Source organism: uncultured Porticoccus sp. (genome assembly GCF_963975625.1).
Lineage (GTDB): Bacteria > Pseudomonadota > Gammaproteobacteria > Pseudomonadales > Porticoccaceae > Porticoccus.
On sequence record NZ_CAXBHS010000001.1, the window covers coordinates 49,625 to 74,261 of the forward strand.

The 24,637-nt window shown below is 54.5% G+C and carries 22 protein-coding genes and 1 tRNA gene; 8 read left to right on the plus strand and 15 right to left on the minus strand.

Going from position 1 to position 24,637, the window contains the following annotated elements; translation table 11 throughout:
• Window positions 1-98 precede the first annotated feature (98 nt).
• The 9 genes from AACZ64_RS00180 to AACZ64_RS00220 all read right to left on the minus strand — a co-directional run bounded on the left by AACZ64_RS00180 (window position 99) and on the right by AACZ64_RS00220 (window position 8,255).
• Window positions 99-1,316, minus strand: a complete 1,218-nt coding sequence (locus AACZ64_RS00180; RefSeq protein ID WP_293614006.1) for a PQQ-dependent sugar dehydrogenase — start codon at window positions 1,314-1,316, stop codon at window positions 99-101.
• 114 nt (window positions 1,317-1,430) lie between these two features.
• A complete protein-coding gene (ychF, locus tag AACZ64_RS00185) occupies window positions 1,431-2,522 on the minus strand; it encodes a redox-regulated ATPase YchF (protein ID WP_293614005.1) in 1,092 nt (363 codons plus the stop codon).
• Window positions 2,523-2,551: 29 nt separating this feature from the next.
• Window positions 2,552-3,139, minus strand: coding sequence for an aminoacyl-tRNA hydrolase (gene pth / locus AACZ64_RS00190; protein WP_293614004.1), 588 nt, complete (start codon window positions 3,137-3,139; stop codon window positions 2,552-2,554).
• 53 nt (window positions 3,140-3,192) lie between these two features.
• Window positions 3,193-3,852, minus strand: coding sequence for a 50S ribosomal protein L25/general stress protein Ctc (locus AACZ64_RS00195; protein WP_293614003.1), 660 nt, complete (start codon window positions 3,850-3,852; stop codon window positions 3,193-3,195).
• A gap of 116 nt (window positions 3,853-3,968) precedes the next feature.
• A complete protein-coding gene (locus AACZ64_RS00200) occupies window positions 3,969-4,898 on the minus strand; it encodes a ribose-phosphate pyrophosphokinase (protein ID WP_293614024.1) in 930 nt (309 codons plus the stop codon).
• 71 nt (window positions 4,899-4,969) lie between these two features.
• Window positions 4,970-5,045 (minus strand) — tRNA-Gln (locus AACZ64_RS00205).
• Between the two features lie 3 nt (window positions 5,046-5,048).
• A complete protein-coding gene (ispE, locus tag AACZ64_RS00210) occupies window positions 5,049-5,891 on the minus strand; it encodes a 4-(cytidine 5'-diphospho)-2-C-methyl-D-erythritol kinase (protein ID WP_293614002.1) in 843 nt (280 codons plus the stop codon).
• On the minus strand, window positions 5,888-6,487 hold the full coding sequence (gene lolB, locus AACZ64_RS00215) for a lipoprotein insertase outer membrane protein LolB (protein WP_293614001.1): 600 nt from the start codon (window positions 6,485-6,487) through the stop codon (window positions 5,888-5,890). The genes ispE and lolB overlap by 4 nt, the downstream gene beginning before the upstream one ends.
• 4 nt (window positions 6,488-6,491) lie before the next feature.
• A complete protein-coding gene (locus AACZ64_RS00220) occupies window positions 6,492-8,255 on the minus strand; it encodes a tetratricopeptide repeat protein (RefSeq protein WP_293614000.1) in 1,764 nt (587 codons plus the stop codon).
• A 212-nt stretch (window positions 8,256-8,467) separates the two neighbouring features.
• Between AACZ64_RS00220 and hemA the strand changes: the two genes are divergently transcribed.
• Genes hemA through prmC form a run of 3 tightly spaced genes read left to right on the plus strand, consistent with a single transcriptional unit; the run spans window position 8,468 to window position 11,691 of the window.
• On the plus strand, window positions 8,468-9,733 hold the full coding sequence (gene hemA / locus AACZ64_RS00225) for a glutamyl-tRNA reductase (protein WP_293613999.1): 1,266 nt from the start codon (window positions 8,468-8,470) through the stop codon (window positions 9,731-9,733).
• Window positions 9,734-9,767: 34 nt separating this feature from the next.
• A complete protein-coding gene (prfA, locus tag AACZ64_RS00230) occupies window positions 9,768-10,850 on the plus strand; it encodes a peptide chain release factor 1 (RefSeq protein WP_293613998.1) in 1,083 nt (360 codons plus the stop codon).
• A 7-nt stretch (window positions 10,851-10,857) separates the two neighbouring features.
• Window positions 10,858-11,691, plus strand: a complete 834-nt coding sequence (prmC, locus tag AACZ64_RS00235; protein WP_293613997.1) for a peptide chain release factor N(5)-glutamine methyltransferase — start codon at window positions 10,858-10,860, stop codon at window positions 11,689-11,691.
• A 6-nt stretch (window positions 11,692-11,697) separates the two neighbouring features.
• Here the strand turns inward: prmC and AACZ64_RS00240 are convergent, their stop codons facing one another.
• The 3 genes from AACZ64_RS00240 to amrB form a co-directional block, all read right to left on the minus strand.
• Window positions 11,698-12,189 (minus strand): flavin reductase family protein, encoded by a 492-nt coding sequence (locus tag AACZ64_RS00240; RefSeq protein ID WP_293613996.1) that lies wholly within the window; start codon window positions 12,187-12,189, stop codon window positions 11,698-11,700.
• A gap of 69 nt (window positions 12,190-12,258) precedes the next feature.
• Complete coding sequence (gene amrA, locus AACZ64_RS00245) at window positions 12,259-12,828, minus strand: AmmeMemoRadiSam system protein A (RefSeq protein ID WP_293613995.1); 570 nt, start codon at window positions 12,826-12,828, stop codon at window positions 12,259-12,261.
• Window positions 12,815-13,615 (minus strand): AmmeMemoRadiSam system protein B, encoded by an 801-nt coding sequence (gene amrB, locus AACZ64_RS00250; RefSeq protein WP_293613994.1) that lies wholly within the window; start codon window positions 13,613-13,615, stop codon window positions 12,815-12,817. The genes amrA and amrB overlap by 14 nt, the downstream gene beginning before the upstream one ends.
• A gap of 83 nt (window positions 13,616-13,698) precedes the next feature.
• Between amrB and amrS the strand changes: the two genes are divergently transcribed.
• Complete coding sequence (amrS, locus tag AACZ64_RS00255) at window positions 13,699-14,793, plus strand: AmmeMemoRadiSam system radical SAM enzyme (protein WP_293613993.1); 1,095 nt, start codon at window positions 13,699-13,701, stop codon at window positions 14,791-14,793.
• 152 nt (window positions 14,794-14,945) lie between these two features.
• Window positions 14,946-16,253 (plus strand): ATP-dependent RNA helicase RhlB, encoded by a 1,308-nt coding sequence (gene rhlB / locus AACZ64_RS00260; RefSeq protein ID WP_339639570.1) that lies wholly within the window; start codon window positions 14,946-14,948, stop codon window positions 16,251-16,253.
• Here the strand turns inward: rhlB and cysZ are convergent.
• A complete protein-coding gene (cysZ, locus tag AACZ64_RS00265) occupies window positions 16,236-17,030 on the minus strand; it encodes a sulfate transporter CysZ (protein WP_339639571.1) in 795 nt (264 codons plus the stop codon). The genes rhlB and cysZ overlap by 18 nt on opposite strands.
• Window positions 17,031-17,142: 112 nt before the next feature.
• Between cysZ and AACZ64_RS00270 the strand changes: the two genes are divergently transcribed.
• On the plus strand, window positions 17,143-17,886 hold the full coding sequence (locus AACZ64_RS00270) for a hypothetical protein (RefSeq protein ID WP_339639572.1): 744 nt from the start codon (window positions 17,143-17,145) through the stop codon (window positions 17,884-17,886).
• A 251-nt stretch (window positions 17,887-18,137) separates the two neighbouring features.
• Complete coding sequence (rhlE, locus tag AACZ64_RS00275) at window positions 18,138-19,484, plus strand: ATP-dependent RNA helicase RhlE (RefSeq protein ID WP_293613991.1); 1,347 nt, start codon at window positions 18,138-18,140, stop codon at window positions 19,482-19,484.
• A 48-nt stretch (window positions 19,485-19,532) separates the two neighbouring features.
• On the opposite strand, the gene AACZ64_RS00280 is transcribed toward rhlE, so the two are convergent.
• Together AACZ64_RS00280 and AACZ64_RS00285 are read right to left on the minus strand one after the other, a co-directional pair.
• Complete coding sequence (locus AACZ64_RS00280; protein WP_293613990.1) at window positions 19,533-20,711, minus strand: serine hydrolase domain-containing protein; 1,179 nt, start codon at window positions 20,709-20,711, stop codon at window positions 19,533-19,535.
• A 229-nt stretch (window positions 20,712-20,940) separates the two neighbouring features.
• Complete coding sequence (locus AACZ64_RS00285; protein WP_293613989.1) at window positions 20,941-22,824, minus strand: sigma 54-interacting transcriptional regulator; 1,884 nt, start codon at window positions 22,822-22,824, stop codon at window positions 20,941-20,943.
• A gap of 342 nt (window positions 22,825-23,166) precedes the next feature.
• Here AACZ64_RS00285 and AACZ64_RS00290 point away from each other — a divergent pair, with 342 nt between their 5' ends.
• Window positions 23,167-24,636, plus strand: a complete 1,470-nt coding sequence (locus AACZ64_RS00290) for a CmpA/NrtA family ABC transporter substrate-binding protein (RefSeq protein ID WP_293613988.1) — start codon at window positions 23,167-23,169, stop codon at window positions 24,634-24,636.
• The last annotated feature ends 1 nt before the right edge of the window (window position 24,637 follow it).

A 24,637-nucleotide genomic window follows, 5' to 3' on the forward strand; every position in this document is an offset into this window, starting at 1 on the left:
GATGTTGTCAAGGTGTATTCTGCCTGCGGTTAGTCGCTGCAAGCGTGGCAGGTCGGTGTGCATATCTGATCAAAGTGGTCCGCTGTCATTGTTGAGGGTTAATTGTAGCGGACCCGATAAATAGCCCCGGCGTAGTCATCCGAGATAAAAATGCTGCCGTCCATTCCCTCCTCAATATCCACGGGGCGACCGATCACGTCATCGTCGGGGCGTAGGAACCCGGTGACAAAATCCTCGCTGGTAATTTTCCCCTGCTGATCCCAGTGCAGGGCAACGACTTTGTAGCCATCGGGTTCGGTGCGGTTCCAGGAGCCGTGCAGTGCTACCAGGGCGGTGCGTCGGTACCCATCCGGACGGTCGGGATGGCTTAAAAAGCTTATGCCGAGTGGTGCGTTGTGGGCTCGAAAGCCGAACACCGGTGAAATACTGGTGGCGAGCAGGGTGGCCTTGTTTTTCGCCGATTTGTTTTGCCCGAGGTCGGGGTCGAGATCGCCAAACCCGTTGATATAGGGCCAGCCGTAAAAACCACCCGCTTCGATTCTGTTCAGTTCACAGGGCGGAAAATCGTCACCAAGCATATCCCGGCCATTGTCCGTGGCGTAGAGGCTGTTATCCCAGGGTGCCCAGTCAAATCCCACGCTGTTGCGCAGGCCGGTCGCGTAAATCTGTTCGCCGGAACCGTCCGGTCGGTAGCGCATCATGGCCGCTCGCCGGGGATCGGTTTCTTCGCAGACGTTGCAGCTTGAGCCGACGGTGAGATACAGCCAGCCGTCTGTTCCAAACTGAATCGTCCTGGTCCAGTGGCCGCCAGTATTGGGCAGGTTAGTGATCAGTCGTTGATAGTCGCTTTTAGTGGAGGCCGTTGACCAGTCTATGGCGATACGGCCTACTGCATTGGTTTCGGCAATGTAAAGCCACGAAGTTTCGCCGTCGTGGTGAATATCGAGTCCGTGTGGGCGATTCAGGCCACCGATTAACGGGATGTGCTCATCTGCTTTGCCGTTGCCATTTGTATCAGCCAGCAGATAAACCGTGCCGGTTTTTGGTGAGCTGACCAACAGTTGACCGGCGGGGGTGGTTTTCATAAAACGGGCATTGGGAATGTTGTCGGCGAAAAGTGTGAGTTCAAATCCCTTGGGGCTGACAAGCAGGTCGGTAATGGTCTCCAGTTCGACAGGACTACCGGTTCCAGCCAGTGTGTTGAACAGCACCGGGAAGCTGCTGATCTGAAATCCCGGCACATGGCGCGTCAGTGCAACCAGTAGCAAGACCGTCAGCAGAAGACCAAGGATCAGGACCTTCAGTGATTTAGCCATTGCTGCATTATAGGGCTGGATGGCGGCCTGTACAGCAAAACGCCCGCATCAGCGGGCGCAGCAGTTTTGGGTGGACTGGAAGCGGCGAGCTTGGACTTTCCATTGATGTCGTGTTCAGACGTTAAAACGGAAGTGAACGACATCGCCATCGCGGACAATATATTCTTTGCCTTCGAGACGCCATTTGCCGGCATCCTTGGCGCCCTGTTCGCCATTGCCGGCGACAAAGTCCTCGTAGGCAATGACCTCGGCGCGGATAAATCCTTTCTCGAAGTCGGTATGGATTTTACCGGCAGCCTGCGGCGCGGTGGCCCCTACCGGGATCGTCCAGGCACGCACTTCTTTTACCCCGGCGGTAAAGTAGGTTTGCAGTCCCAGCAGTGAATAGCCGGCGCGAATCACCCGGTTCAGGCCGGGCTCTTCCATACCCATCTCCTGCAGAAAGTCGAGTTTTTCGTCGTCGCCCAGTTCCGCGATTTCGGATTCCAGCTTGTTACAGATAGGGACAACCACGGCATTCTCTGCGGCGGCTACCGTATTGACCTGGTCGAGATAGGGGTTGTTTTCAAATCCGGTTTCATCGACATTGGCGATATACATGGTGGGTTTCAGGGTCAGCAGGTTGAGCGAGCGTATCGTTTTCAACTCCTCGTTACTGAGGGACATTGCCCGCAACGGTTTTGCTTCGTTGAGGTGAGGCTGTATTTTTTCCAGCACGGCTTTTATCGCCATGGCCTCCTTGTCCTGACCCTTGGCGGCCTTGGCCACGCGCAACAATGTCTTATCCACGGCATCCAGATCAGCGAGCGCCAGCTCGGTATTGATGACTTCAATGTCTGATACCGGATTGATTTTGCCCTCCACATGCACCACGTTGTCATCGTCAAAACAACGCACCACATGGGCAATGGCATCGGTTTCACGGATATTGGCGAGAAACTTGTTGCCCAGCCCCTCGCCCTTTGAGGCGCCGGCAACCAGCCCGGCGATATCGACAAACTCCATGGTGGCGGGAACGATGCGCTCCGGTTTGACGATGTCGGCGAGTTTGTCCTGGCGAGGATCCGGTATGGGGACGATACCGGTGTTCGGTTCAATCGTGCAGAAGGGGAAGTTTGCTGCGTCAATCCCCGCCTGGGTCAAAGCATTGAAAAGGGTGGATTTGCCCACATTCGGCAGACCGACGATACCGCAGTTAAAACCCATGACTATAAAACCTCAATGCCGATGTTTGTTTAGGGAATGATTGAGTGCAGCGCTTTCATGGCGCTGTTCCACTGGCCGGCCACTGTAGGCTCAATGGCCTTGATGGCGTTATCAATGCTCTGATCAATCAATTGTTGTTCTGATGCCGGTGCCCGCCGCAGTACATAGTTGACCACCTCGCTGGCGTGACCGGGGTGGCCGATGCCGATGCGCAGGCGTGCAAAGTCACGCTGGTTCCCCAAAGAAAGAATCGTGTCTTTGAGGCCGTTGTGTCCACCGTGTCCCCCGCCCAGTTTGAATCTTGCGATACCGGGATTCAGATCCAGTTCGTCGTGGGCCACCAGAATAGCCTCGGGACGAATTTGGTAAAACCCGGCAAGGGCTGCAATTGCCTTGCCGCTGCGGTTCATAAAGGTCGTGGGGATCAATAGCCAGACCGGCTTGCCATTGATTACGGCCTTGCCGGTGAGACCAGAATACTTATTGTCAGCTTTTAGCGTAACGCCGAAGTGATTGGCGAGCGCCATAACGAAATCAGCCCCGGCATTGTGACGGGTTCGCTCATACTGGGGGCCGGGATTTCCCAGCCCCACAATAAGTTGAACGGGCGTGTCCAATGTCGGGGCCTGTTAACGCGAACAGTAAGTTCCGGTGGGGTAACCCCGGGAACTTACTCTTCGTCGCCGTTGCTTTCTTCAGTCGTGTTATCAGCTTCCTCGTCAGCGATATCTTCCTCGGTGGCGGCGGCCTTCGGCTTGTTGACCGTGAATACGGGCAGGTCATGGTCTTCACCATGACTCAGGGCCACGCTCTCAACGCCGGAAGGCAGCTTGATATCAGAGATATGCAGGATGTCGCCAATTTCAACGGCTGCCACATCCAGTTCGATGAACTCGGGCAGATCTGCAGGCAAGCAGGAAATATCCAGCTCAGTCATGGTGCGGGAGATAATACCGCCACCGGGTTTGACGCCGACACAGGTGTCTTCATTGATAAAGTGAATCGGCACTTTGGTGTGCAGTTTGTGGGTTTTGCTTACCCGCAGAAAGTCCGCATGCAGGATGACCGGCTTGGATGGATGACGTTGTACATCTTTCAGGATCACCTGCTGGGAATCGCCTTCAAGATCCAGGGTGATGATGTGAGAGTAAAACGCTTCATTCTCCAGAGCATGTTTCAGCTCGTTTTGAGCGAGACTGATGTTTTGTGGTGCTTTTTGTCCACCGTAAATGATGGCGGGCACCTGCTTGGCCAGACGACGCAGGCGGCGGCTCGCACCTTTCCCCATGTCCTCACGGGCCTTGGCATTCAATTGAAAATCATTGGACATTGCCTTGACTCCTGTTGTTACCCCTGCTGATCCGCGACCAGAATCGAGGCGGGGGTATTGAAATTCCCTTGCGGGAGTTATAAAGCCCGAATGGGCGGTTTATTATCCGGTGCCTGTCAGTCGAACATGGCACTGATGGATTCTTCGTTGCTGACCCGGCGCATGGCTTCTGCCAGCATTTGTCCGAGGCTCAACGAACGTATCTGCGCACAGTTTTTTGCTGCCTCAGTCAGAGGAATACTGTTGGTGACCACCAGTGTATCCAGCGCAGAGTTTGTAATATTTTCGATGGCCTTGCCCGACAACACCGGATGGGTACAGTAGGCAATCACTTTTTTTGCACCCTGCTCCTTGAGGGCATCAGCCGCCTTGCAAAGTGTCCCTGCCGTATCAACGATATCGTCGATCAGCAGGCAGGTGCGGCCTTCGATTTCACCGATAATATTCATTACCTGAGCCTGATTGGCCTCCGGACGGCGCTTGTCAATGATGGCCAGGTCAGTGTTGAGTTGTTTCGCCATCGCTCTGGCTCGAACCACACCACCAATATCTGGTGAAACTACTGTCAGGTTTTCGTAATTCTGTCTTTCTACGTCGGTGAGTAATACGGGCAAGCCGTAGACGTTGTCCACCGCGCAATCAAAAAATCCCTGGATCTGTTCGGCGTGGAGATCTACGGTCATGACGCGGTCAACCCCGGCATTGGTCAGCATGTCTGCTACTACCTTGGCGCTGATCGGCACCCGGATAGAGCGAACCCGGCGGTCTTGTCGTGCGTAGCCAAAGTAGGGCACTACTGCTGTGATACGGGTAGCTGAGGCACGTCGCAGTGCGTCAATGATGAGTACCAGCTCCATGAGATTTTTATGGGTGGGAGCACAGGTGGGTTGGACGACGAAAACATCGCGGCCGCGCACATTATCCCTTATCTCGATATTGATTTCCCCGTCCGAGAACTGTGAAACCAGCGCCTTGCCCATATTCAGGCCGAGGTGACGGGTAATTTCGTTTGTCAGCTCCGGGTTGGCATTCCCGGAGAAAACCATCAAGTTAGGCACGGCTTTTTCCTGATCAGTTTCGAAATGTCTCCGGTGGCCCAGAGGAATTCAGAGAATAATGGCTGGGGTGGGAGGACTCGAACCTCCGAATGACGGGATCAAAACCCGTTGCCTTAGCCACTTGGCGACACCCCAATATTAGTATTTAGACGGTAACTGCTGAAATAACGGGGATTGGTTGACCCCTTTAGCAACAAAGCCCTGCCATTGATGTGGCAGTTGTTCCAGTACTGACCTTGCAGTGGTATCTGAATCAAAGCAGCCGAACAAGCAGGCGCCAGTTCCCGTCAATCGGGCTTCAGTAAATTGAGCCAGCCATAAGCGCGCCTCTTTTACCTGGGGGTAGAGCGATTCCACTACTGCCTGGCAATCGTTTCTACCACCCCGCTCGAGAAAGGCGCGTATTTTGATCGGATGCGTGTTCCTTGTCAAACCCTGATGGGTGAATATTTTTCCTGTTGAAACATGGGCATCCGGCGCGATGACCAGGTACCAGACGGGTGGTAATTCGATGGCCGTGAGTTGTTCGCCAATGCCCTCGCCCCAGGCGCTTTGACCAAAAATAAACAGGGGAATATCCGCACCCAGTTTTTCTCCCATGGCCATCAGTTGCTGTTTTGATAAAGCCGTCTCCCACAGGGCGTTGAGTCCCACCAGGGTGGTGGCGGCATTGCTGCTGCCGCCGCCGAGTCCACCGCCCATGGGCAGCCGTTTGTGCAGGCGGATGCTGGCCCCTTGCCTGCAACCGGTCTGTTCCTGTAGGCAACGTGCCGCCCGAAAAATCAGATTTTCCATGGGGGGGATACCCGTCTGCTCATCGGTGAGGCAGATTTTGCCAGTGTCGTTGCGCTCAAAATCCAGCAGGTCGCTGTAATCAAGCAGTTGAAATAGGGTTTGCAGGTTATGGTAACCGTCCTCCCGACGGCCGGTAATATGAAGAAACAGGTTCAATTTGGCTGGAGCGGGTAGTGATAGCTTCACGGCGCAGTGTCCCCGGGATGCCAGCGCTTGACGATCAGGGTGAAGCTGAACTCCCCGCTGTTGCCCTTGATGCGGCTGGGCAGCACCCACTGGCCAACCTGTTCGTAACCGGTAAATTCCAGCTGCCAGTTGGACTGCTGCAGTACCGCCAGGGTGCCCTCTGCATTATGGGTCCTCAGTACTGTGGGCTCATGGGGTGAAGGTATTCCCCGAACCCAGAATTGCAATTGGTCTACCGGCCACTGCCAGCCAAAAAGTTGTTCCGTCAGCGCTGCAGGGGATACGGCCGTCAGCGTGTCTTCTCCCGACTGTTGCAATTCCGCGTGATTGTCGTCACCGAGAATGCGTGTTGCCCCGCTGCCAAAAGGCCCGTGTAGTTGCAGATCGAAGGCAGCCCCGGATTGACGCCAGTTGACCCAGGCGCTGCCGCCATCGCGACTGTCCCTGTAACCGAGTTTGCCTTCAAGCAGCCAGAGATCAAGTTGTTGCAAGTGCTCTGTGTGCTTCTGCCAGTTTGCAATCGAGGCTGGCGGCTGTGGGTTTTGCCAGGCACAGGCACCAAGAAACAGGATCAACCACGGAAGGAGCAGTCGCATGTGGCTACCTCTGGTTTTCCTTCAAGCGTTCCATGGTTTCGAGAATGGTCGTATTGTCCGGGTCTTTGTCGAGGATCGTCTGCCAGATAGCGCGGGCCTCTTCCCGGTCACCTGAGACCCATAGAACCTCGCCCAGATGCGCGGCAATTTCCGGGTCCGACAATTTTTTCAGCGCTTCGCGAAGATGCACAATAGCTTCTTCGTGATTGCCCATCTGGTAGAGCACCCAGCCGAGACTGTCGGTGGTGGCCGGATCACCCGGGTTCAGCTCCAGAGCACGGGTGATCAGCTGATACGCTTCCTCGTAGCGATCGGTATTTACGGTCAGTGTATAACCGAGCGCATTCAGTGCTGTGGCATTATTGGCATCCCTGGCAAGAATGGTCCGGAGATCTTTTTCCGAGCTGGCAAAGTCATCTTGCTGCTCGCTCAGCATGGACCGGGTGTAGAGCAGCGCGTTATTGTCAGGATGTTCGTTAACGGCTTCGTCCATCAGGCTGCGGGCTTCATTGAGCGAATCGTGGTCGGCAAGCAGTTCGGCCTCAATCTGAAACAGGGGTGCCGAGTACCGGGGATGGTTCAGTCGCAATTCGTGCAGGTAGAGCCTGGCATTGTTCAGCTCGTCATGCTTTGCCATGAACTGGCTGAGCCGGACTGCTGCGGGGAGGAGCTTTTGGCCACTGCGTACCTGGGCATAATGGAACAGTACCGAATCCATATTTTCTGCCTCTTCTGCCATTTTCCCGAGCTCGAAATGGGCAGCTGCAGCAGTTCCCGGGTGACGGGTCAGATCGGTAAGCAACTGGCGTGCTTCGTCAGTTTTATCCAGGCCCCGACTCACCATTGCCAGCGTGAAAAGCAGTTCGGTGTCGCGGGGGTGCTTGTCAGCCAGCAGGCGCAGTTGGGCGTGGGCACCTTCCAGATCATCCTCTGAAAGCAGCCTGGCGTACTGGAGACGCAGTTTCATGCTATCGGGCAGGGTTTTCAGGCTGCCTGCGAGAAATGCTATGGCCTCTTTTTTGCGATCCAGTTGGTGGAGCAATTGTGCCTTGAATATGTGCGCATTTTCTTGCTCGGGCGCCAGCTTCAGCAGTCGATCAATGGTATTCAATGCCTGTTGCAAATCCTCTTGCTGACTGAACAGCATGGCGCTGGCGAGCAGGAGTGTTTGGTTGTCGGGGAATTGCTCGCGGAGGGTCGAATATTCGGTCAGCAAAGGCGCTCGCTGTTCAGGGCTGAGGCCACCGGCGGCTACAGCAATGGACATGACCGGTTCATCATCACCCTTGCTCAGTGAAAAAACAGCATGCGTCATAGCCTCGCTGAGTCGTCCGCTACGTGCAAGCGAGAGGGCTGCCAGACTGCGGGCATCGAGATTTTGCGGTTCAATATCGCTCCATAACAGTGCCATTTCCAGTAGTGCCTCACGGTCCTCGGCGTAGGCTGCGACGCTGGTTGCCCTGGCGACAACACCGGGGTCACGGGTGATTCGGGCCTGTTTCAGATACTTTTCCCGCGCAATATCCAGATGATTGCGCATGCCGGCCAGCTCTCCTACCAGCAGGTCGTAAAAAGTATCGGTGGGAAATGGCCGGGATGGCACATCGGCTTTTACCTCAGTAGCTACCTGGTCTGGCGCGGTCTCTGCGGGTGGTTGCTTCGGTGCTGGGGCCTGGAGATCAATTTGTTCAGACACCTGATGGGCACAGCCCGTCAGTACCTGGAAAGCCAATAGCAGGGTTAGTAATAGGTGGCCGGGTATTTTCATAGGGGCTGGCTTCAGCCTGGTGCTCTGTCGGTTTTGATGAGAGAAGTACGACTGTGATTTTATTTGAGCCGCAACCCGCGATAGCAACATTGTATCCAATAACTCAGACAATAACGAAAGGGGAATATTGCAGTCCGGGTTAAATTCGATACCGCTTGTCTTTGCCTGGCCAGAACCGGACAATTGTCGATCTACTGCCAAGCACTGTTGTAATGACGATTTTTGCCCTCGGGATCAACCACCGTACCGCATCTCTCGATATCCGGGAGAAGGTAGCCTTTGCCCCTGATCAGACTGCTGAAGCGATACAGCAATTGTGTGATTACGCCGGTATTGAAGAAGTCGCGATTCTGTCGACCTGTAACCGGACAGAGATTTACGGCATCGGCAATGAGCCTGAGCAGGCCCTGGGCTGGATGGCGGATTATCACCGTATCACCCTGCCTGAATTGCACCCCTGTCATTATTTGTACCGGGACAATGACGCCGTCCGGCATATCATGAAAGTGGCCTGTGGCCTCGATTCCATGGTGTTGGGTGAGCCGCAGATTCTCGGTCAACTGAAGTCCTGCTATGCCGTGGCCAGGGAAGCTGGCAAAGTCTCTACGCAGCTCAATTTGTTGTTTCAGCAGGCCTTTGCGATTGCCAAGCGGGTTCGCACTGAAACGGCTATCGGTCAGAATCCCGTGTCCGTTGCTTACGCAGCTGTCAGTTTGTCCCAGCAGATATTTTCAGATCTCCGCGAGGTGCGGGCGTTGTTGATTGGTGCCGGAGAGACAGTGGAATTGGTGGCCCGGCATCTCAAGGAAAAGGGGGTAAAGGAAATAATGGTCGCCAATCGCACCCTCAGTCGAGCGCAGGATCTGGCCCTCCAGTTTGGCGCACAGGCCATTTTGCTGTCGGAAATACCCGATTTTTTACCCCGGGCCGATATGGTGATTTCCTCCACGGCCAGTCAGTTACCGATTCTGGGGAAAGGGGCCGTGGAGTCAGCTCTGAAGCAGCGCAAGCACAAACCCATGTTCATGGTGGATATTGCGGTACCCAGGGATATTGAGCCAGAGGTCGCAAAGCTTCAGGATGTCTACCTGTACACGGTCGACGACCTGCAGGCGGTGATTGAAGAGAATATTCGCTCTCGTCAGAGTGCCGCCAGCAAAGCAGAACAGATTATCGAAGAAGGGGTGAATGCCTGGCAAAATCAGCTGCGGGGCCTGGATGTGGTGGAAACCATCCGTGCTTTCCGCAGCAGCGCAGAGCAGGTGCGCGATCAGGAGCTGGATAAGGCCATCGCGCTATTGCGCACGGGTCAAGCGCCGGAGCAGGTGTTGAAAACACTGGCGCGCAACATTACCAACAAACTTATGCATGTGCCGACCACGCGATTAAAGCAGGCCGGTGAAGCGGGACGCACCGAGCAACTGAGTCTGGCCCACGACCTGTTCGGTCTTGACAAGCCCGATTCTGAATCCAAATAAGACGATGTCTATAACTCTTCACTAACGAGCATTAATGAAACAATCGATCCTGGAAAAACTGCAACATTTGGCCGACCGCTATGAGGAGGTGGGCGCGCTGCTGAGTGACCCCGAAGTGATCGGTCAGCAAACCCGCTTCCGTGAGCTGTCCCGTGAATATGCGGAGCTGGAGTCGGTGGTGAAAAGCTATCGCGACTACTATCGGGTTCAGACGAACATTGAAGAGGCGCGAGTATTGCTCAAGGATACCGATGCGGATATGTGCGCCATGGCGGAAGAGGATCTTCTTGAAAACCAAAGCCGGCTTGCCGACCTTGAGGTTGAGTTGCAGACATTACTGTTGCCGAAGGATCCCAATGATGATCGCAATGTGTTCCTTGAAATCCGTGCTGGAACAGGGGGTGACGAAGCGGCGATCTTTTCCGGTGACCTGTTTCGGATGTACAGCAGGTACGCGGAAAGCCGGCGCTGGAAAGTGGAGGTTATCAGTGAAAGCCACGGTGAACACGGTGGCTATAAGGAGATTATCAGCCGTATCGTCGGGCAGGGGGCGTATTCCCGGCTGAAGTTTGAATCCGGTGTGCATCGTGTTCAGCGGGTTCCAGAAACAGAGTCCCAAGGCCGGATTCACACCTCTGCCTGTACAGTGGCAATTATGGCGGAAGCCGATGAGTTGGAAGAGGTCAATATCAATAAAAACGATCTTCGGATTGATACGTTCCGCGCGTCGGGTGCCGGTGGCCAGCACGTCAATAAAACCGACTCTGCCATTCGCATTACCCACTTGCCCTCCGGGCTGGTGGTTGAGTGCCAGGATGAACGCTCCCAGCACAAGAATCGGGCAAGGGCGATGTCATTATTGGCGGCCCGGCTGAAAAGTGCCCAAGATGAGGTGGCCGCAAAAAATATTGCCGACGAGCGACGACTGCAGGTGGGAAGTGGTGATCGCTCCGAGCGAATCCGTACCTATAATTTCCCTCAGGGTCGGGTCACCGATCACCGTATCAATCTGACGCTCTATAAACTGGGGGAGGTGTTGGAAGGTCACCTGGATGAAGTGGTAGAGCCGTTGATTCATGAACACCAGGCGGGGCAGTTAGCCGCGCTTTCGGGCTGATCTGGTGGTGCCCGACATCGCCAGTCTGCTGGCGCGCAGCAGCGAGCTTTCGGGCTGCAGTGACAGTCCGCGGCTGGACACTGAGCTGTTGCTCTGCCATGTGCTCGGCAAGCCGAGAACCTACCTTTATACATGGCCCGAGTATCGACTGCTGTCGGCTGAAGTGGCCGGGTTTAATACGTTGTTTGCTCGCCGAGTCCAGGGTGAGCCAATCGCTTATCTCATCGGCCGGCGGGAGTTCTGGTCATTGTCTTTGAAGGTCTCTGAGGCAACGCTGATTCCCCGGCCCGAGACCGAATTATTGGTGGAGTTGGCAATCGCATTACCACTGGAGCACGCGGCGTTGGTGGCAGATCTGGGCACGGGTACTGGTGCGGTGGCGCTGGCGCTGGCCAGCGAACGGCCGCTCTGGCAGATATCAGCGGTGGATGTTTGCCCGGACGCGTTAGCGTTGGCGGAACATAATCGTCGGGAGCTGGGCTTTGGCAATGTTCGGGTCTTTCAAAGTGACTGGTTTTCAGCTCTTGTCGGTTCCCGCTTTGATCTGGTGGTGAGCAACCCGCCCTATATAGATGAAGCCGACACGCATTTGCAGCAGGGAGATGTTCGTTTTGAGCCGACCTCTGCGCTAGTGGCCACCGATGGTGGATTTGGTGACCTGGCGGTGATTATCCAGAATGCTGGGGAACATCTGAATGCCGGGGGCTGGTTGCTACTTGAGCACGGTTGGCAGCAGGGTGAAAGGGTGCGTCAGTTAATGAACCGGGCTGATTTTCTGGCGGTGACAAGCCATTTTGACCTGGCGGGGCGGGAGCGCGTCACCATTGGTCGTAATCCCTAATCTGTTTCAGCGCTCTTCGCTATCTTGCAGTTGTCGATACTGACCGCTGTGGAAAATCAGCGGATCCATGGGCGCGTTGCTGAATTCGAGTACCCGACCCACCAGAATGACATGATCGCCACCGGGATAGCGGTGCTCTATTTGGCACTGAAAGTGGCAGAGGCAGTCATCCAGCAGTGGCAGTCCATGCAGCCCCGGGTGCCAGCGAACATTGGCAAATTTGTTGTCATCGGTGCCGGCAAATAGCTGTGACAGGTCGGCCTGACCGCTGTGCAGTATGTTGACAGCGAAATAGTCCTGCTCCTGAAACAGGCCAAACAACCGTGATTCACTGCCCACACACCAGGACACCAGCGCTGGCTCGAGCGATACGGAGGAGAAGCTGTTGGCTGTCATGCCCCTGGCGGTTCCCTCTGAGTCCACTGTGGTCATCACCGTGATGCCGGTGGCAAAGTTACCCATGGCGTTGCGCATGCTTCGAATCTGATCTTTGGTCATGATGGCTGCCTCTGGGGCCGTAAATTGAACTGCCGCAAGGGTACTCCATGTCTCATCAGTTAAAAACCGCTATTCCCGAAAACACACCGTTTGATAGTGCCATGCCTTGAGTTTCTCGGCGGACAGCTCCGGTTCCAGACCAGCCTTGCGTTTGAGATGGTCGAGAAACTGCTGTTTATCGGGGAGAGTGGTCCAGACACTGGGTAAAAACGTTGCACGCTGGGCACCGGCCTCTATAGTCAGGCCGTCGACGCCAGGCTCGAGCTGAGCCAGCAGTTCATCCTCACTGGAGAACAACAGCGGCATGGCCTCGGTGAGAACAGAAATTTCAATTGAAACAAGCGCTTCCTCCTGTAGCGACAGTGGGGGAAAGCGTGGGTCATCCAATGCTGCCGAGGCGGCATGATGTACAACATCGACAACCAGTGGTCTCGACGCTTCTGTTGAACCGATACAACCGCGCAATGCCTGCTTGATTTTTAGCGTGACAAAACTGCAAGCCGGTTGTTGCAGAGCATGACTGAACACGGTCTCATCAATTTGCAGGTCCCGGTCAAACAGCAGTCGGACACGGATGCTCTCCCTGGCGAGCGTCAGCAGTATCTGACGGTCATCCTCGCTGAGCTCAATAAATGACATAGGCACCGTATCCTACCACGCGATCTCTATCTCCAGCGGTGTCCCCAGAGTTCCGGACATCCAGTGTGTGCAGTTTCAAATGCGCTTCCTCAGCCAGTTTCAGCAGACCGTTGACTGCTCTGCTGCCGCAGGCCTGTTCGCTGGTAAGGTGGCTGTCAAACCCTTCAATCATGGCGGATGTGAATTTATCCAGCCGTTGCGCGTCCTGGTAGTGATGATAGTGGCTCAGGTCTGTGCTGATTACAATCAGGGTCTCCACGCTTCCCCACAGCTGCCTTAATACATCGGTGACTTGCTCCCGTGGCGTATTCCCGACAACCAGTGGAACCACGGTAAATTCATGCAGAACACGCTGCAAAAAAGGCAGCTGAACTTCGATGCTGTGCTCGAACTGGTGGGCGTCATCATTCACTGTTACCAGTGCTTGTCTTACCAGCTTGTCAATGCTTTGCCGGTCCACCGGCACATCACCGAGAGGGGTCTGAAAGTTGGCCGCAGAGGGCGCAGCCATGCCCCGTAGGGGTATGCGGTGGCAGGGGCCGATGACTATCACCCGGGAAATATCCCGGCTCATCGGTGACAAACAGCGATAGGCTGTGGCGGCAGTCGGTCCCGAAAAACGGTAGCCTGCATGGGGAACAATCAGTGCCTTTGGTCTGTATACGTTGGGCGAGGCGTCAACGTCACAGCATGTCCCAGCCAACAGCTCGTCCACTTCATGCTGCAATGCAGCAGGGTCGGCCGGGTAAAATGTACCTGCTACAGCAGCTGTTCTGGTTGCGATCATGATATCTCTCAACGCCTGTGTTTGTTCTATAACTATAGTGTGTTTTTGTTATTGCTTTGATAGTAAAGAGGTTGCTCTTATCCATGGTGACAAACAACCAGCTGCCACCCGCTAATCATCCCACCCATTATTGGCATGCGCTTGCGGATGGGCGGTTGCAATGCGATGTCTGCCCCCGTGAATGCAAGCTGCACGAAGGACAGCGAGGGCTTTGTTATGTCCGGGGTCGGGAGGGCGATGAAATTGTCCTCTACAGTTACGGTCGGTCGAGCGGCTTTTGCGTCGACCCTATCGAGAAAAAACCGCTCAACCATTTTTTGCCAGGCAGTTCGGTGCTGTCTTTTGGTACGGCAGGCTGCAATCTTGCCTGCAAATTCTGCCAGAACTGGGATATGAGTAAATCCCGCGAAATGGATACGCTGGCGGATTCGGCGATGCCGGTGAAGCTGGCGGAAACCGCCCTGGAGCTGGGTTGCCGTAGCGTTGCCTTTACTTACAACGACCCGGTTATTTTTCTGGAGTATGCCGTGGATGTCGCTAAAGCCTGTCGGGAGTTGGGGGTAAAAGCGGTGGCTGTCAGTGCCGGCTATATTCAGGATGCACCGCGCCGCGAGTTTTTCCAGTATATGGATGCCGCCAACATCGATTTGAAAGGCTTTACTGATGTCTTTTATCGGAAAATATGTGGAGGGGAGTTGCAGAATATTCTTGAGACCCTTCGGTATGTCGCCCACGAAACAAATGTCTGGCTGGAGCTGACTACTTTGTTGATTCCCGGGGAAAATGATTCCGATGAGGAGCTTGACGCCATGACCCGTTGGGTAGTCAGTGAGCTGGGACCGGATGTGCCGATGCACTTCACGGCGTTTCACCCTGACTGGAAAATGCGGGATACGCCGGCCACCCCGCCGAAAACCCTAACCCGTGCACGACAGATTGCACTGACCAATGGTATTCACTTTGCCTACACCGGTAATGTCCACGATCCTGCAGGTGGCAGTACATTCTGTCCAAGCTGTCATGAGGTCGTGATTGAGAGAGACTGGTACCAATTAGGTTTTTGGGGCATAACGGCGGAGGGTCGCTGCCACGTCTGCAACTTCCCGTTGCCGGGTGTATTTGAAGCGGAGCCAGGCCATTGGGGACCTAGACGGGTGCCGGTAAAGTTGTTGGAGTAAGAGCCCCTGTTGCTGTTGCCTGACAAACAGGTGCGGCAGGATGGTGGCAATCACTGTTTTTGGTGGTGCTGAATGCAGGCATTTTATCCCGTGCTATAATCCCGGCCTTTTAAAGACCGGGTTAATCCGGACATTCCTCCTGTTGGCATATTATGACTGAACAAACCACTTCCCAAACGCCTGAGACCCATCCCAAACGTCCTGCCCGTCGCAGCCGCCGCCGCGGTGGTAAAGCGCCTGCCAAGGCCAGGGATAACGCATGGACACTGTCGGACTTTCAGGTACCTGAGGAAGAGGGCAAGCTGCGCTTTCACGATCTGGACTTACCGGAACCTCTGATGCATGGCATTGCTGATCTGGGTTTTCAATACTGTTCACCCATTCAGGCCAGATCCTTACCATTCACCCTCAGGGCCCATGATGTAGTAGGCAAGGCTCAGACCGGTACCGGTAAAACGGCGGCTTTTCTGCTGACAATTATTACCGAACTGCTGAATCACACCATCGATGATGAACGTTTTGCCGGTGAGGCCCGTTCGCTGATTATCGCGCCCACCCGCGAGCTGGTTATGCAGATCGCACAGGATGCCAAGGACCTCTGTAAATACACGGACCTGCATGTGCATACCCTGGTGGGCGGTATGGATTACGACAAGCAAAAGCGTCATTTACTCGAGAATGTTTGTGACATCCTGGTCGCCACGCCGGGCCGTCTGCTGGACTTTGCGGGAAGCCGTGATGTCTATCTGGACAGGGTTGAAGTGCTGGTGCTGGATGAAGCTGACCGCATGCTGGATATGGGTTTTATTCCACAGGTGCGCCGTATCGTCAGGCTTACGCCCCCCCGTGAAAACCGGCAGACGCTGTTCTTCTCTGCCACCTTTACCCCGGAGGTGCTCAATCTTGCCGAGCAGTGGACGGTGAGCCCGGTGAGCATCGAGATTGAACCGGACAATGTGGCGACGGACAGTGTTGATCAGAAAGTTTTTATTGTTTCGGCAAAAGAAAAATTCCGCCTGCTGGACGGCATCATGCAGCAGGAAGCGGTGGAAAGTGTGATCGTCTTTGCCAACCGCCGTGACCAGTGCCGGCGGTTACAGGAAAAACTGAGAGCAAAAGGCTTCAGTGTCGGCCTGTTGTCGGGCGATGTCCCACAGGGAAAACGGGTAAAAACCCTGGACGACTTCAAGTCCGGTGAGCTCAAGGTGTTGGTTGCCACAGATGTGGCGGGCCGCGGTATCCACATCGACGGTGTCAGCCATGTCATCAATTTCACTCTGCCGGAAGAACCTGAGGATTATGTGCACCGGATCGGCCGTACCGGTCGCGCCGGAAAATTCGGAACCTCCATCAGCTTTGCCTGTGAGGACGATGCCTTTTTGCTGGAACCTATCCAGAAGTTGCTGGGTAGAGAGCTGCACTGTGAACAGCCGGGCCCCGAATTACTCGGTCAAGATTGAGCCGTTTTTATCGCTGTGCCCCAGCTGTTGAGGGTCGCTGGCCAGGTGGTCCAGCCAGAAGCTGGTGGCGCCGATCACCGAGGCGGGCATGATAAAAAGATTCAACAGCGGCACGGTGGTGGCAATCAGCACCGTGCCACCAAAGCTCAGTGATTGCAGGCGCTGTTTTTTCAGCACCTGGCGCAGCTCATCAAAGGGCTGTCCATGATTGTCCGAAGGATAGTCCAGGTATTGCAATGCCTGCGACCAGCCCCCCCACAGAAAAGCAATTGCCGGCCCCACCAGATTCAGTACCGGGATAAATGACAAGGTTAGTGTCAGCATAAAGATGCCGACAATTCTCGGCAGAAAATACCCCATTTTGAACAGTTCCCGCTTTATGGCACTGCCCGCCATTGCCAGTAGCTGCTTCATTGAGGTCGGTGTTGACTGAATATGGCCGGTGAGCACCTGCTCCGCCCGTTCCGACAGTGGCCCGTAAAATGGTGAGGCCAGCAGATTCCCGAGAATGGCGAACGTGTAGCCGTATACCAGCAATAAGAATCCACTGAACAGTACCCAGAAGATCCAGGTAATAAATTCCAGCCAGGCTGGAATTTTACTGGTCAGCCAGGTCAGTAATTGCCCGAACTGATCAATCGCCAGCCAGGTGAGACCGACAAACAGAAAAGCATTGATCAACAGCGGCCATAACACCAGCCAGCGCAGTTGCCGGTGGTGGAGTAGTCGCATGCCCTGAAGCAGATAGGTCGGGCCGATTCTGGGAGTTTTTGTCATAAGGGTTTCCGGATTTTTGGCATTCGATCAGATTGCTGTACACTTTTAATTTAAACCGAGCACGTTTATTTTTAAAAGACGCGAGTAGGCCCCTGGTCAAAGGAAAAAAATAATGAAAACTCTGTTGAAGATTGTAGCTGGTCTGGTGGTAGTACTGATCGTTTTATTGGTGATTGGGGTGCTGAATCTTGATCGCGGTATCAAAATGGCGGTTGAAACTGTCGGCCCCAGGCTGACCCAGTCCGATGTCACGCTGGCAGATGTCGACCTTTCCCTGAAAACTGGTGAGGGAAGCCTGCAGGGGCTGGTGGTGGGCAATCCCGCTGGCTTCAGCAGCGCTGATGCATTTTCTCTGGGGGAAATATTCCTCTCTATTGAACCGGGGTCCATCACCACCGATACTATTGTGATCAACAGCATCCGTATTGTTGCCCCTGAAATTACTTACGAGTCGGGGAAGGGTGGCACGAACCTCAGTCAACTACAGAAAAATGTCAGCAATGCTGCCGGTGGAAGTGATTCGAACTCTTCTGCTGATGAATCCGGTGAGGGCGCAGCCAAAAAACTTATTATCCGCGATCTGAAGATAACCGGTGCAAAAATGCGCTATGTGAACCAGTTGTTGGACATGAAACCCATTGAGTTGACCTTGCCAGACATACAGCTGACCGGTATTGGTGAAAGGTCCAACGGTGCCACCGCTGCAGAGGTCGTTAGCCAGGTGATGGTGGCGATCAATAAAAATGCCGCCAATGCGGCAGCCAATTCCGGCGCACTTAAAGAAGCGGGTGATCAGATCAAGAAACAGGTAGAGGACAAACTGGGTGGCTTCAAGGGCCTGCTGGACAAAAACTGAGCCGCCGGTGCGGTCTGTCCTGTCGAGAGGATAATCGTGCTGTAAGAACGATTATTTAAATAAGTTGATCGACTTGTCTGGGGGGTGCTGTTATAGTGCCCCCCGCATGGTATCCATCGGTCGGTACCTGTTGTGTCCTCGGTACTTTCCTTTCGGTTTTTCCCTGACACCCCCCTTAATTAATTGTTGCCAGCCTAAGACCGTTACTGTGCTCTATGCATGGCTAGGCCGGTTCCGGAGTTAAAATCTATATGTCATTTAATGACCTCGGCCTTTCGGCCGAATTGCTTCGTGCTGTGTCTGATCAGGGCTACAGCAACCCCACCCCCATTCAGGCGAAAGCCATCCCTATTATTCTCCAGGGTCTTGATGTCCTGGCGGGCGCTCAAACCGGCACCGGCAAAACAGCTGGCTTTACCCTGCCACTGCTGCATCGCCTCAGCAGTAATAAACCCACCGATAACAACCGTCGCCCCGTTCGCGCTCTGGTATTAACACCCACCCGGGAGTTGGCTGCGCAGGTAGCGGAGAGTGTTGTCACCTACGGTAAGCATCTGCCGCTGAAATCCGGTGTAATTTTTGGCGGCGTCAATATCAACCCACAGATTTCAATGTTGCGCAGGGGTGTGGATATTCTGATTGCTACCCCGGGCCGGTTACTGGATCACGTGAATCAGCGCACTCTCGATCTGTCACAGGTGGAAATCCTGGTACTGGACGAAGCGGATCGCATGCTGGACATGGGCTTTATCCATGATATCCGCAAGGTTCTGGCCCTATTGCCAAAGCAGCGTCAGAATCTGTTGTTTTCCGCTACTTTTTCCGATGAGATTAAACGCTTGGCTGACGGTTTGCTCAATGCGCCCGTGCTGATCGAGGTGGCTCGCCGCAATACAGCTTCTGAACAGGTGGCCCAGACCGTTCATCTGGTGGACAAGGGCCGTAAACGCGAGCTGCTGTCTTACCTGATTGGTGACGGCAACTGGCAGCAGGTGCTGGTCTTTACCCGGACCAAACACGGTGCCAACCGGCTCGCTGATCAATTGACTGAGGATGGTCTGCGGGCGGCAGCGATTCATGGCAACAAAAGTCAGGGTGCTCGGACGAAAGCTCTGGCGGATTTCAAAAAGGGCACGGTGCGGGTGCTGGTGGCGACGGATATTGCGGCCCGTGGACTGGATATCGATCAGTTGCCGCATGTGGTAAATTTCGAATTGCCCAATGTGCCGGAGGATTATGTGCATCGTATCGGTCGTACTGGACGCGCCGGTAATGAAGGCGAGGCCGTTTCGCTGGTCTGTGTGGACGAGCACAAGTTGCTGCGCGATATTGAGCGAGTGCTTAAACGCGAGGTTCCCAGGGGAAATATCAAAGGTTTTGAGCCGGATCTCTCCATTCGTCCGGAGCCTATCCAGAATGGTCGCCGTAGTGGAGGTGGTGGCCGTCCCGGTGCTACAGCACGTCGACCGGGTAAACCCCAACATGCTCGCAGCACTGGCAATCGCAATGGTGGCAATGCCTCAGGTGATCGTCGTAGATCGGCTGGGGCAAAACCGAGCCAGGGTGCGCCGCGACCGAGACGCGCTGCCTCACGCTAGACAAGCAGGTCCATAAAACCGCACCCGAGAATATCGGGTGCGGTTTTTTTATTTCAGGTAGCGGTAAACAGACGATTCGAAGTCAACAAAACCGGGATAGGAGGAAATATCCTTAAACGGTAATATTTGTGAGGCCCACATGCCTCCGATCCCGTTCTGTCGGTCAATCCAGTAGAACAGATTCGCCAGTCCCGCCCACATTATTTGCCCGGCGGGCCGGCCAGAGGGCGTTGGTTCATCGTTGATCTGGAAGGTATAACCCCAGGATTTTTTCAGCCCCGGAAAGAACTCGCCACTGTTGGAAAGCGCCGGTATCGAGGTTGTCCAGCCGCCACTCTGTAAACCCGCCAGCCCATTTCTGGACATCTTTTCTACGGTTTCTTTGTTCAGTACACGGCCATCTGGCCCCTCGCCATCATTGAGTATCATCCGGATAAATTTCAGGTAATCCGGTACGGTGCCGTACAGTCCGTGCCCTCCCATATCCATTTCCGGCGGTTGTGGGAGAACCAGATCCCAGGGCGCCAGCTGGCCATCTTCGGCGCGGGTGTGCAGGCTGGCCAGTCGTGATCGCATAGCGGGGGTCAAGGTGAAGGCGCTGTCTGTCATGCCCAGTGGGTTAAAGATGCGTTCCTGCATGACCTGGCCCAGGCGCTTGCCTCGCACTGCTTCGACAATCTTGCCCACCCAATCGAGGTTGACGCCATACATCCAGCGTTCTCCCGGGTCGTGCAGCAGTACGGATTTGATGCCGTCATAGGTGCTGGATACCACCGAAGCTGTTTCCCTTGCGGTACGAAACGCCAGGTCATCGTGGCTGAAAAACTCGTAACCAAAACCGGCGGTATGCAGCATCAGTTGATTGATTGTGATATCTGATTTCGGCGGCCTCAACTTCGGCTGGCCGTTGCTGTCAAAACCATCGAGTACCTGGATCTCTGCAATGTCGGGCACATAGTCCCTGGCGGGATCATCCAGAGTTACCAGACCTTCTTCAACCAGCTGCATCAAGGCTGTGCCGGTCAGGGCCTTGGTACAGGAAAAAATGGCGAACACGGAATCGGTGGCGATGGGCTCAGTTTTGCCCATCTCTCTCAACCCTGCAGTCCCCTCATAGATATTGGCCCGCCTGTCCGTGACCATGGCCACAACGCCTGGTGCACCACCGGACTCTGCGACCGTATTCGTCAATACACTGTCCGCCGCTTCTTTCAATCGATTATTCATTATGGTTCCTTCTCTCATTGCCCAGCTTGTGAATATCAGGCGTTCCTATGGTTATTGATTTTGTTGTGCTGTTCAAGCGAGTGCATGGCATATTCCTGTAGCGTCGGTGGGGTAAGAATCTCCGGGCCGCGTTTCGCGTATAACCGGTCAGTACACAATGTAGGGGAGGGTCCCGGTAAGGAGTTTTAACAGTACGGACCCTGTGGGAAGAAAGCCTGTAAAACCGACGTTAATGTTTGGCTGAGCTCTGTTTAAAAAGCCTGGTATCAATTTGATATTTCTTGATCCTTGATGCCAGTGTGGTGGGTTTGATGCCCAACAGCTGGGCCGCCCCGTTATGGCCAAATACCTTGCCGTGGCATTTTTCCAGTGCCATCAGCAGATTGCGGCGTTCCTGTTGTTTAAGGTCAGAAGCCGTCAGAACACTACTGTCCGGTTCCTCGCCAACCCGGGCAATGTTTTGTTGATCTTTGGCCAGCAGCTCGCTGAATCTCAGCGTTGATCCCTGGGCGAGTATGACCTGGCGTTCAATTACGTTTTCCAGTTCGCGGATATTTCCCGGCCAGTGGTAATCCTTCAGTTTTTCCAGCTCACTGAGTGAGATTTTCAGGCCCTGCTTGTTGATTCTGGTGCAGCTTTTTTTCAAAAAATGCTGGGTCAGTAGGGGGATATCTTCGCTCCTCTCTCGCAATGGTACCGATTCAATTGGGAAAACATTGAGGCGGAAATACAGGTCTTCACGAAATTGTCCCCGCTGCACCTGTTCCTTGAGGTTGCGGTTGGTGGCGGTGATGATACGAACATCCACGCGGCGGGTTTTCGATTCGCCCACCCGCTCAAACTGCTGTTCCTGTAACACCCGCAGTAACTTGCCCTGGAGGTGCAGGGGGATTTCACCGACCTCATCGAGGAAAAGTGTGCCGGCGTTAGCCAGTTCAAAGCGACCGGGTCGATCATTGGTGGCGCCGGTGAAGGCCCCCCTGGTGTGACCGAAGAATTCGCTTTCGAAAAGGTCTGCCGGAATGGCTGCACAGTTGACCCGGATCAGTGAGCGATTGGAGCGGTGACTCATTTCGTGGATCGCCCTGGCAATCAGCTCCTTCCCGGTGCCGGACTCTCCACTGATAAGCACTGTAGAGTCTGTCGGCGCCACCAGTTCAATTTTTTGCAGGATATGTTGTACAGCACCACTTTTACCAATGATCTGGTGATGATTGAATTCAGAGTTGATTTCTTCCTGCAAATAGGCGTTTTCCAGTTCCAGTTGGTTTTTCAGTTTCTCGACTTCTGCCAGTGCTTCCAGGAGCCGTTTGCGGTCGGTTTTTTTCTGGGATATATCGCGAAAGATCACCACCGCGCCGACAATAAAGCCGTTGTCCCTGACCGGTGTGCTGGTGTATTCCACGTCGATGGGTTTGCCGGATTTCGTCCAGAACGTGTCGTCTTCTACCCGGTGAACCGTGCCGTCCCGGAATGCTTCAAAGATGGGACATTCCTGCATATTGAAATGCGAGTGATCCGCGTGGGAGTGGTGCACCATGTTGTGCATATTCCTGCCGGCCAGTTCCTCCGCCCGGTAGCCGAGAATCCGCTCCGCCGCAGGATTGACGAACGTGGTAATACCATTGGCCTCCACCCCATAGATCCCGTCACCGGCGGCATCCAGCAGCAACTGGTTTTCCCGCTCAAACTCCTGGAAAACCTGGGACACCCTGTTCCAGTGGCCAATACCTGACAGGTAGTGTCGCTCGGCACTGGAGCGCTCACGCAACAGTTCCAGGTCATCGGTCCTTTGCAAACCGAGGAAGAGCTGAGGTTGGCCGCCAGAATCAGAGCAGCGACCATTGACCTCCATGCGGATTTCCCCGATGGCCGATTGCACCAGCAGGTGGTCACACCAGCCCCGCCCCTTCTCGATCAGTTCCTGGGTGAACAGGATCAACGCCGGCAGGTTGGGTGCGAACAGATGACTGGCCCGGCCAGACTGAATTTCAATGACATCCCTGTGCAAGAGTCGGCAGGCCTCCTGGTTAACGAACAGAACCCGATCCTCAATCGGGTCGATCACCAGCTGTGCGGTGGCGGAGTAGTAGAAAAACCGTTCGTCCTGCATAGGGCCTACCGTTAAGTCCTGGGGGATATCAATACAGCTAACAAATTTCGGGCCAATAACGACGAAAAATCGTTTTTTTGTCTACGACTTTTCGTGAACTACGACTTTTCGTGTCTGCTATGACGGCTTGTTATCAGTTGTTTTTCTTTTTAAATCAGACAATTGATAGTTATCAGCACGGTTGGCACCAAAGTTGCGATGTAGTAGCAGCAGTTGCTATCAATGCGAACAAGCAGGATTTGATAGAACACCGCTGCCCGTCCACGAGCGGTTCTCAGGATTCGGCGCACCAGCACAGTGCGCTGCCACAGCGTTAGCTACAAAGCGAAGAGGAAATACATCATGGCGACGAAAAGTTTAGGTAACCCGTTTGATGCCGATACCAGCCTGACGCACACCAATGATTGTTCCTGCCGGTTATGTCAGGCCGAGTCTGCCAACCCCAGTGGTCTTGCCGACGACGATCAGCGCCTGGTTCTGTTGGAGCAACAGGCTGAACAGGGTGAAGGCCACAGCCATTCTGCAGAAGCAGGGGGGCTATCTTTTGACAGTTCTGAAGATTTGCTCGACCGGGCAGTGGAAAGTGCCATTGTCCGCGGTGTTTTTGGACACAACGACACCAGTCGTCGAAATTTTATCCGGTTGATGGGCGGCGGTACCCTGGCCACGGTGCTCGGTAGCATGATCCCGCTGGAAAAAGTGAAAGCGGCGGTGAAGGAGTCGATGGGGCCACTGGAGAAAACCAAACTGAAGGTGGGTTTTGTGCCGATTACCTGTGCCACGCCCATCATCATGGCGCAGCCAATGGGGTTCTATGCAAAGTATGGCCTAGACGTGGATGTGATCAAGACAGCCGGTTGGGCGGTGGCCAGGGATATGTCACTGAACGGGGAATACGATGCCTCTCACATGCTGACGCCCATGCCGCTGGCCATGTCCATGGGGGCGGGATCAACCGCGACCCCCTACATCATGCCGGCCGTGGAAAACATCAACGGTCAGGCCATTGTGCTCCACAACAAGCACAAGGATAAGCGCGATCCGAAACAGTGGAAGGGTTTCAAATTCGGGGTGCCCTTTGATTACTCCATGCACAACTTCCTGCTGCGCTATTACGTGGCGGAGCATGGGTTGGATCCGGATCAGGATATCCAGATCCGGGTCGTGCCACCGCCGGAAATGGTGGCCAACCTTCGGGCCGGTAACCTCGATGGCTACCTGTCGCCGGATCCGTTCAACCAGCGCGCTGTGTTCGAAAAGATCGGCTTTCTGCATATTCTCACCAAGGATATCTGGGAGGGCCACCCCTGCTGTGCCTTTGCCTGTAGCCAGAAGTTCGCCACGGAGATGCCCAATACCTACGCAGCCCTGTTTCGAGCCATTGTGGGTGCCACCCATTTTTCTGCCAAAGCAGAAAACCGTGAAGAGATCGCCCGGGCCATCTCGCCAAAAAACTACCTCAATCAGCCGGAAGTGGTGGTCAGGCAAGTTCTGACGGGTCGCTATGTGGATGGGTTGGAGGAGAAGATTTACGACGTTCCCGACCGCATTGATTTTGATCCCTTCCCCTGGCACTCCATGGCGGTATGGATTCTCACCCAGATGAAACGCTGGGGCTATATCAGTGGTGATGTGGATTACAAGAAGATCGCCGAACAGGTCTACGTTGCCTCGGAAACCGGCAAGGTCATGGAGGAGCTGGGTTACACACCACCGGCGACCACCTACAAGAAACACATCATTATGGGCAAGACGTTTGATTACAACGAGCCCGAGGAATACATCAACAGCTTTGCCATCAAGAGGGTATGAC

Coding starts and splice junctions, on each gene's coding strand:
- rhlE (WP_293613991.1), top strand. CDS start 18,138: ATGTCATTTAATGACCTCGGCCTTTCGGCCGAATTGCTTCGTGCTGTG.
- amrS (WP_293613993.1), top strand. CDS start 13,699: ATGGTGACAAACAACCAGCTGCCACCCGCTAATCATCCCACCCATTAT.
- AACZ64_RS00285 (WP_293613989.1), bottom strand. CDS start 22,824: ATGCAGGACGAACGGTTTTTCTACTACTCCGCCACCGCACAGCTGGTG.
- amrA (WP_293613995.1), bottom strand. CDS start 12,828: ATGTCATTTATTGAGCTCAGCGAGGATGACCGTCAGATACTGCTGACG.
- AACZ64_RS00195 (WP_293614003.1), bottom strand. CDS start 3,852: ATGTCCAATGATTTTCAATTGAATGCCAAGGCCCGTGAGGACATGGGG.
- AACZ64_RS00270 (WP_339639572.1), top strand. CDS start 17,143: ATGAAAACTCTGTTGAAGATTGTAGCTGGTCTGGTGGTAGTACTGATC.
- rhlB (WP_339639570.1), top strand. CDS start 14,946: ATGACTGAACAAACCACTTCCCAAACGCCTGAGACCCATCCCAAACGT.
- AACZ64_RS00280 (WP_293613990.1), bottom strand. CDS start 20,711: ATGAATAATCGATTGAAAGAAGCGGCGGACAGTGTATTGACGAATACG.
- AACZ64_RS00200 (WP_293614024.1), bottom strand. CDS start 4,898: ATGGTTTTCTCCGGGAATGCCAACCCGGAGCTGACAAACGAAATTACC.
- cysZ (WP_339639571.1), bottom strand. CDS start 17,030: ATGACAAAAACTCCCAGAATCGGCCCGACCTATCTGCTTCAGGGCATG.
- prfA (WP_293613998.1), top strand. CDS start 9,768: ATGAAACAATCGATCCTGGAAAAACTGCAACATTTGGCCGACCGCTAT.
- amrB (WP_293613994.1), bottom strand. CDS start 13,615: ATGATCGCAACCAGAACAGCTGCTGTAGCAGGTACATTTTACCCGGCC.
- AACZ64_RS00180 (WP_293614006.1), bottom strand. CDS start 1,316: ATGGCTAAATCACTGAAGGTCCTGATCCTTGGTCTTCTGCTGACGGTC.
- AACZ64_RS00240 (WP_293613996.1), bottom strand. CDS start 12,189: ATGACCAAAGATCAGATTCGAAGCATGCGCAACGCCATGGGTAACTTT.
- lolB (WP_293614001.1), bottom strand. CDS start 6,487: ATGCGACTGCTCCTTCCGTGGTTGATCCTGTTTCTTGGTGCCTGTGCC.
- ychF (WP_293614005.1), bottom strand. CDS start 2,522: ATGGGTTTTAACTGCGGTATCGTCGGTCTGCCGAATGTGGGCAAATCC.
- AACZ64_RS00290 (WP_293613988.1), top strand. CDS start 23,167: ATGGCGACGAAAAGTTTAGGTAACCCGTTTGATGCCGATACCAGCCTG.
- hemA (WP_293613999.1), top strand. CDS start 8,468: ATGACGATTTTTGCCCTCGGGATCAACCACCGTACCGCATCTCTCGAT.
- AACZ64_RS00220 (WP_293614000.1), bottom strand. CDS start 8,255: ATGAAAATACCCGGCCACCTATTACTAACCCTGCTATTGGCTTTCCAG.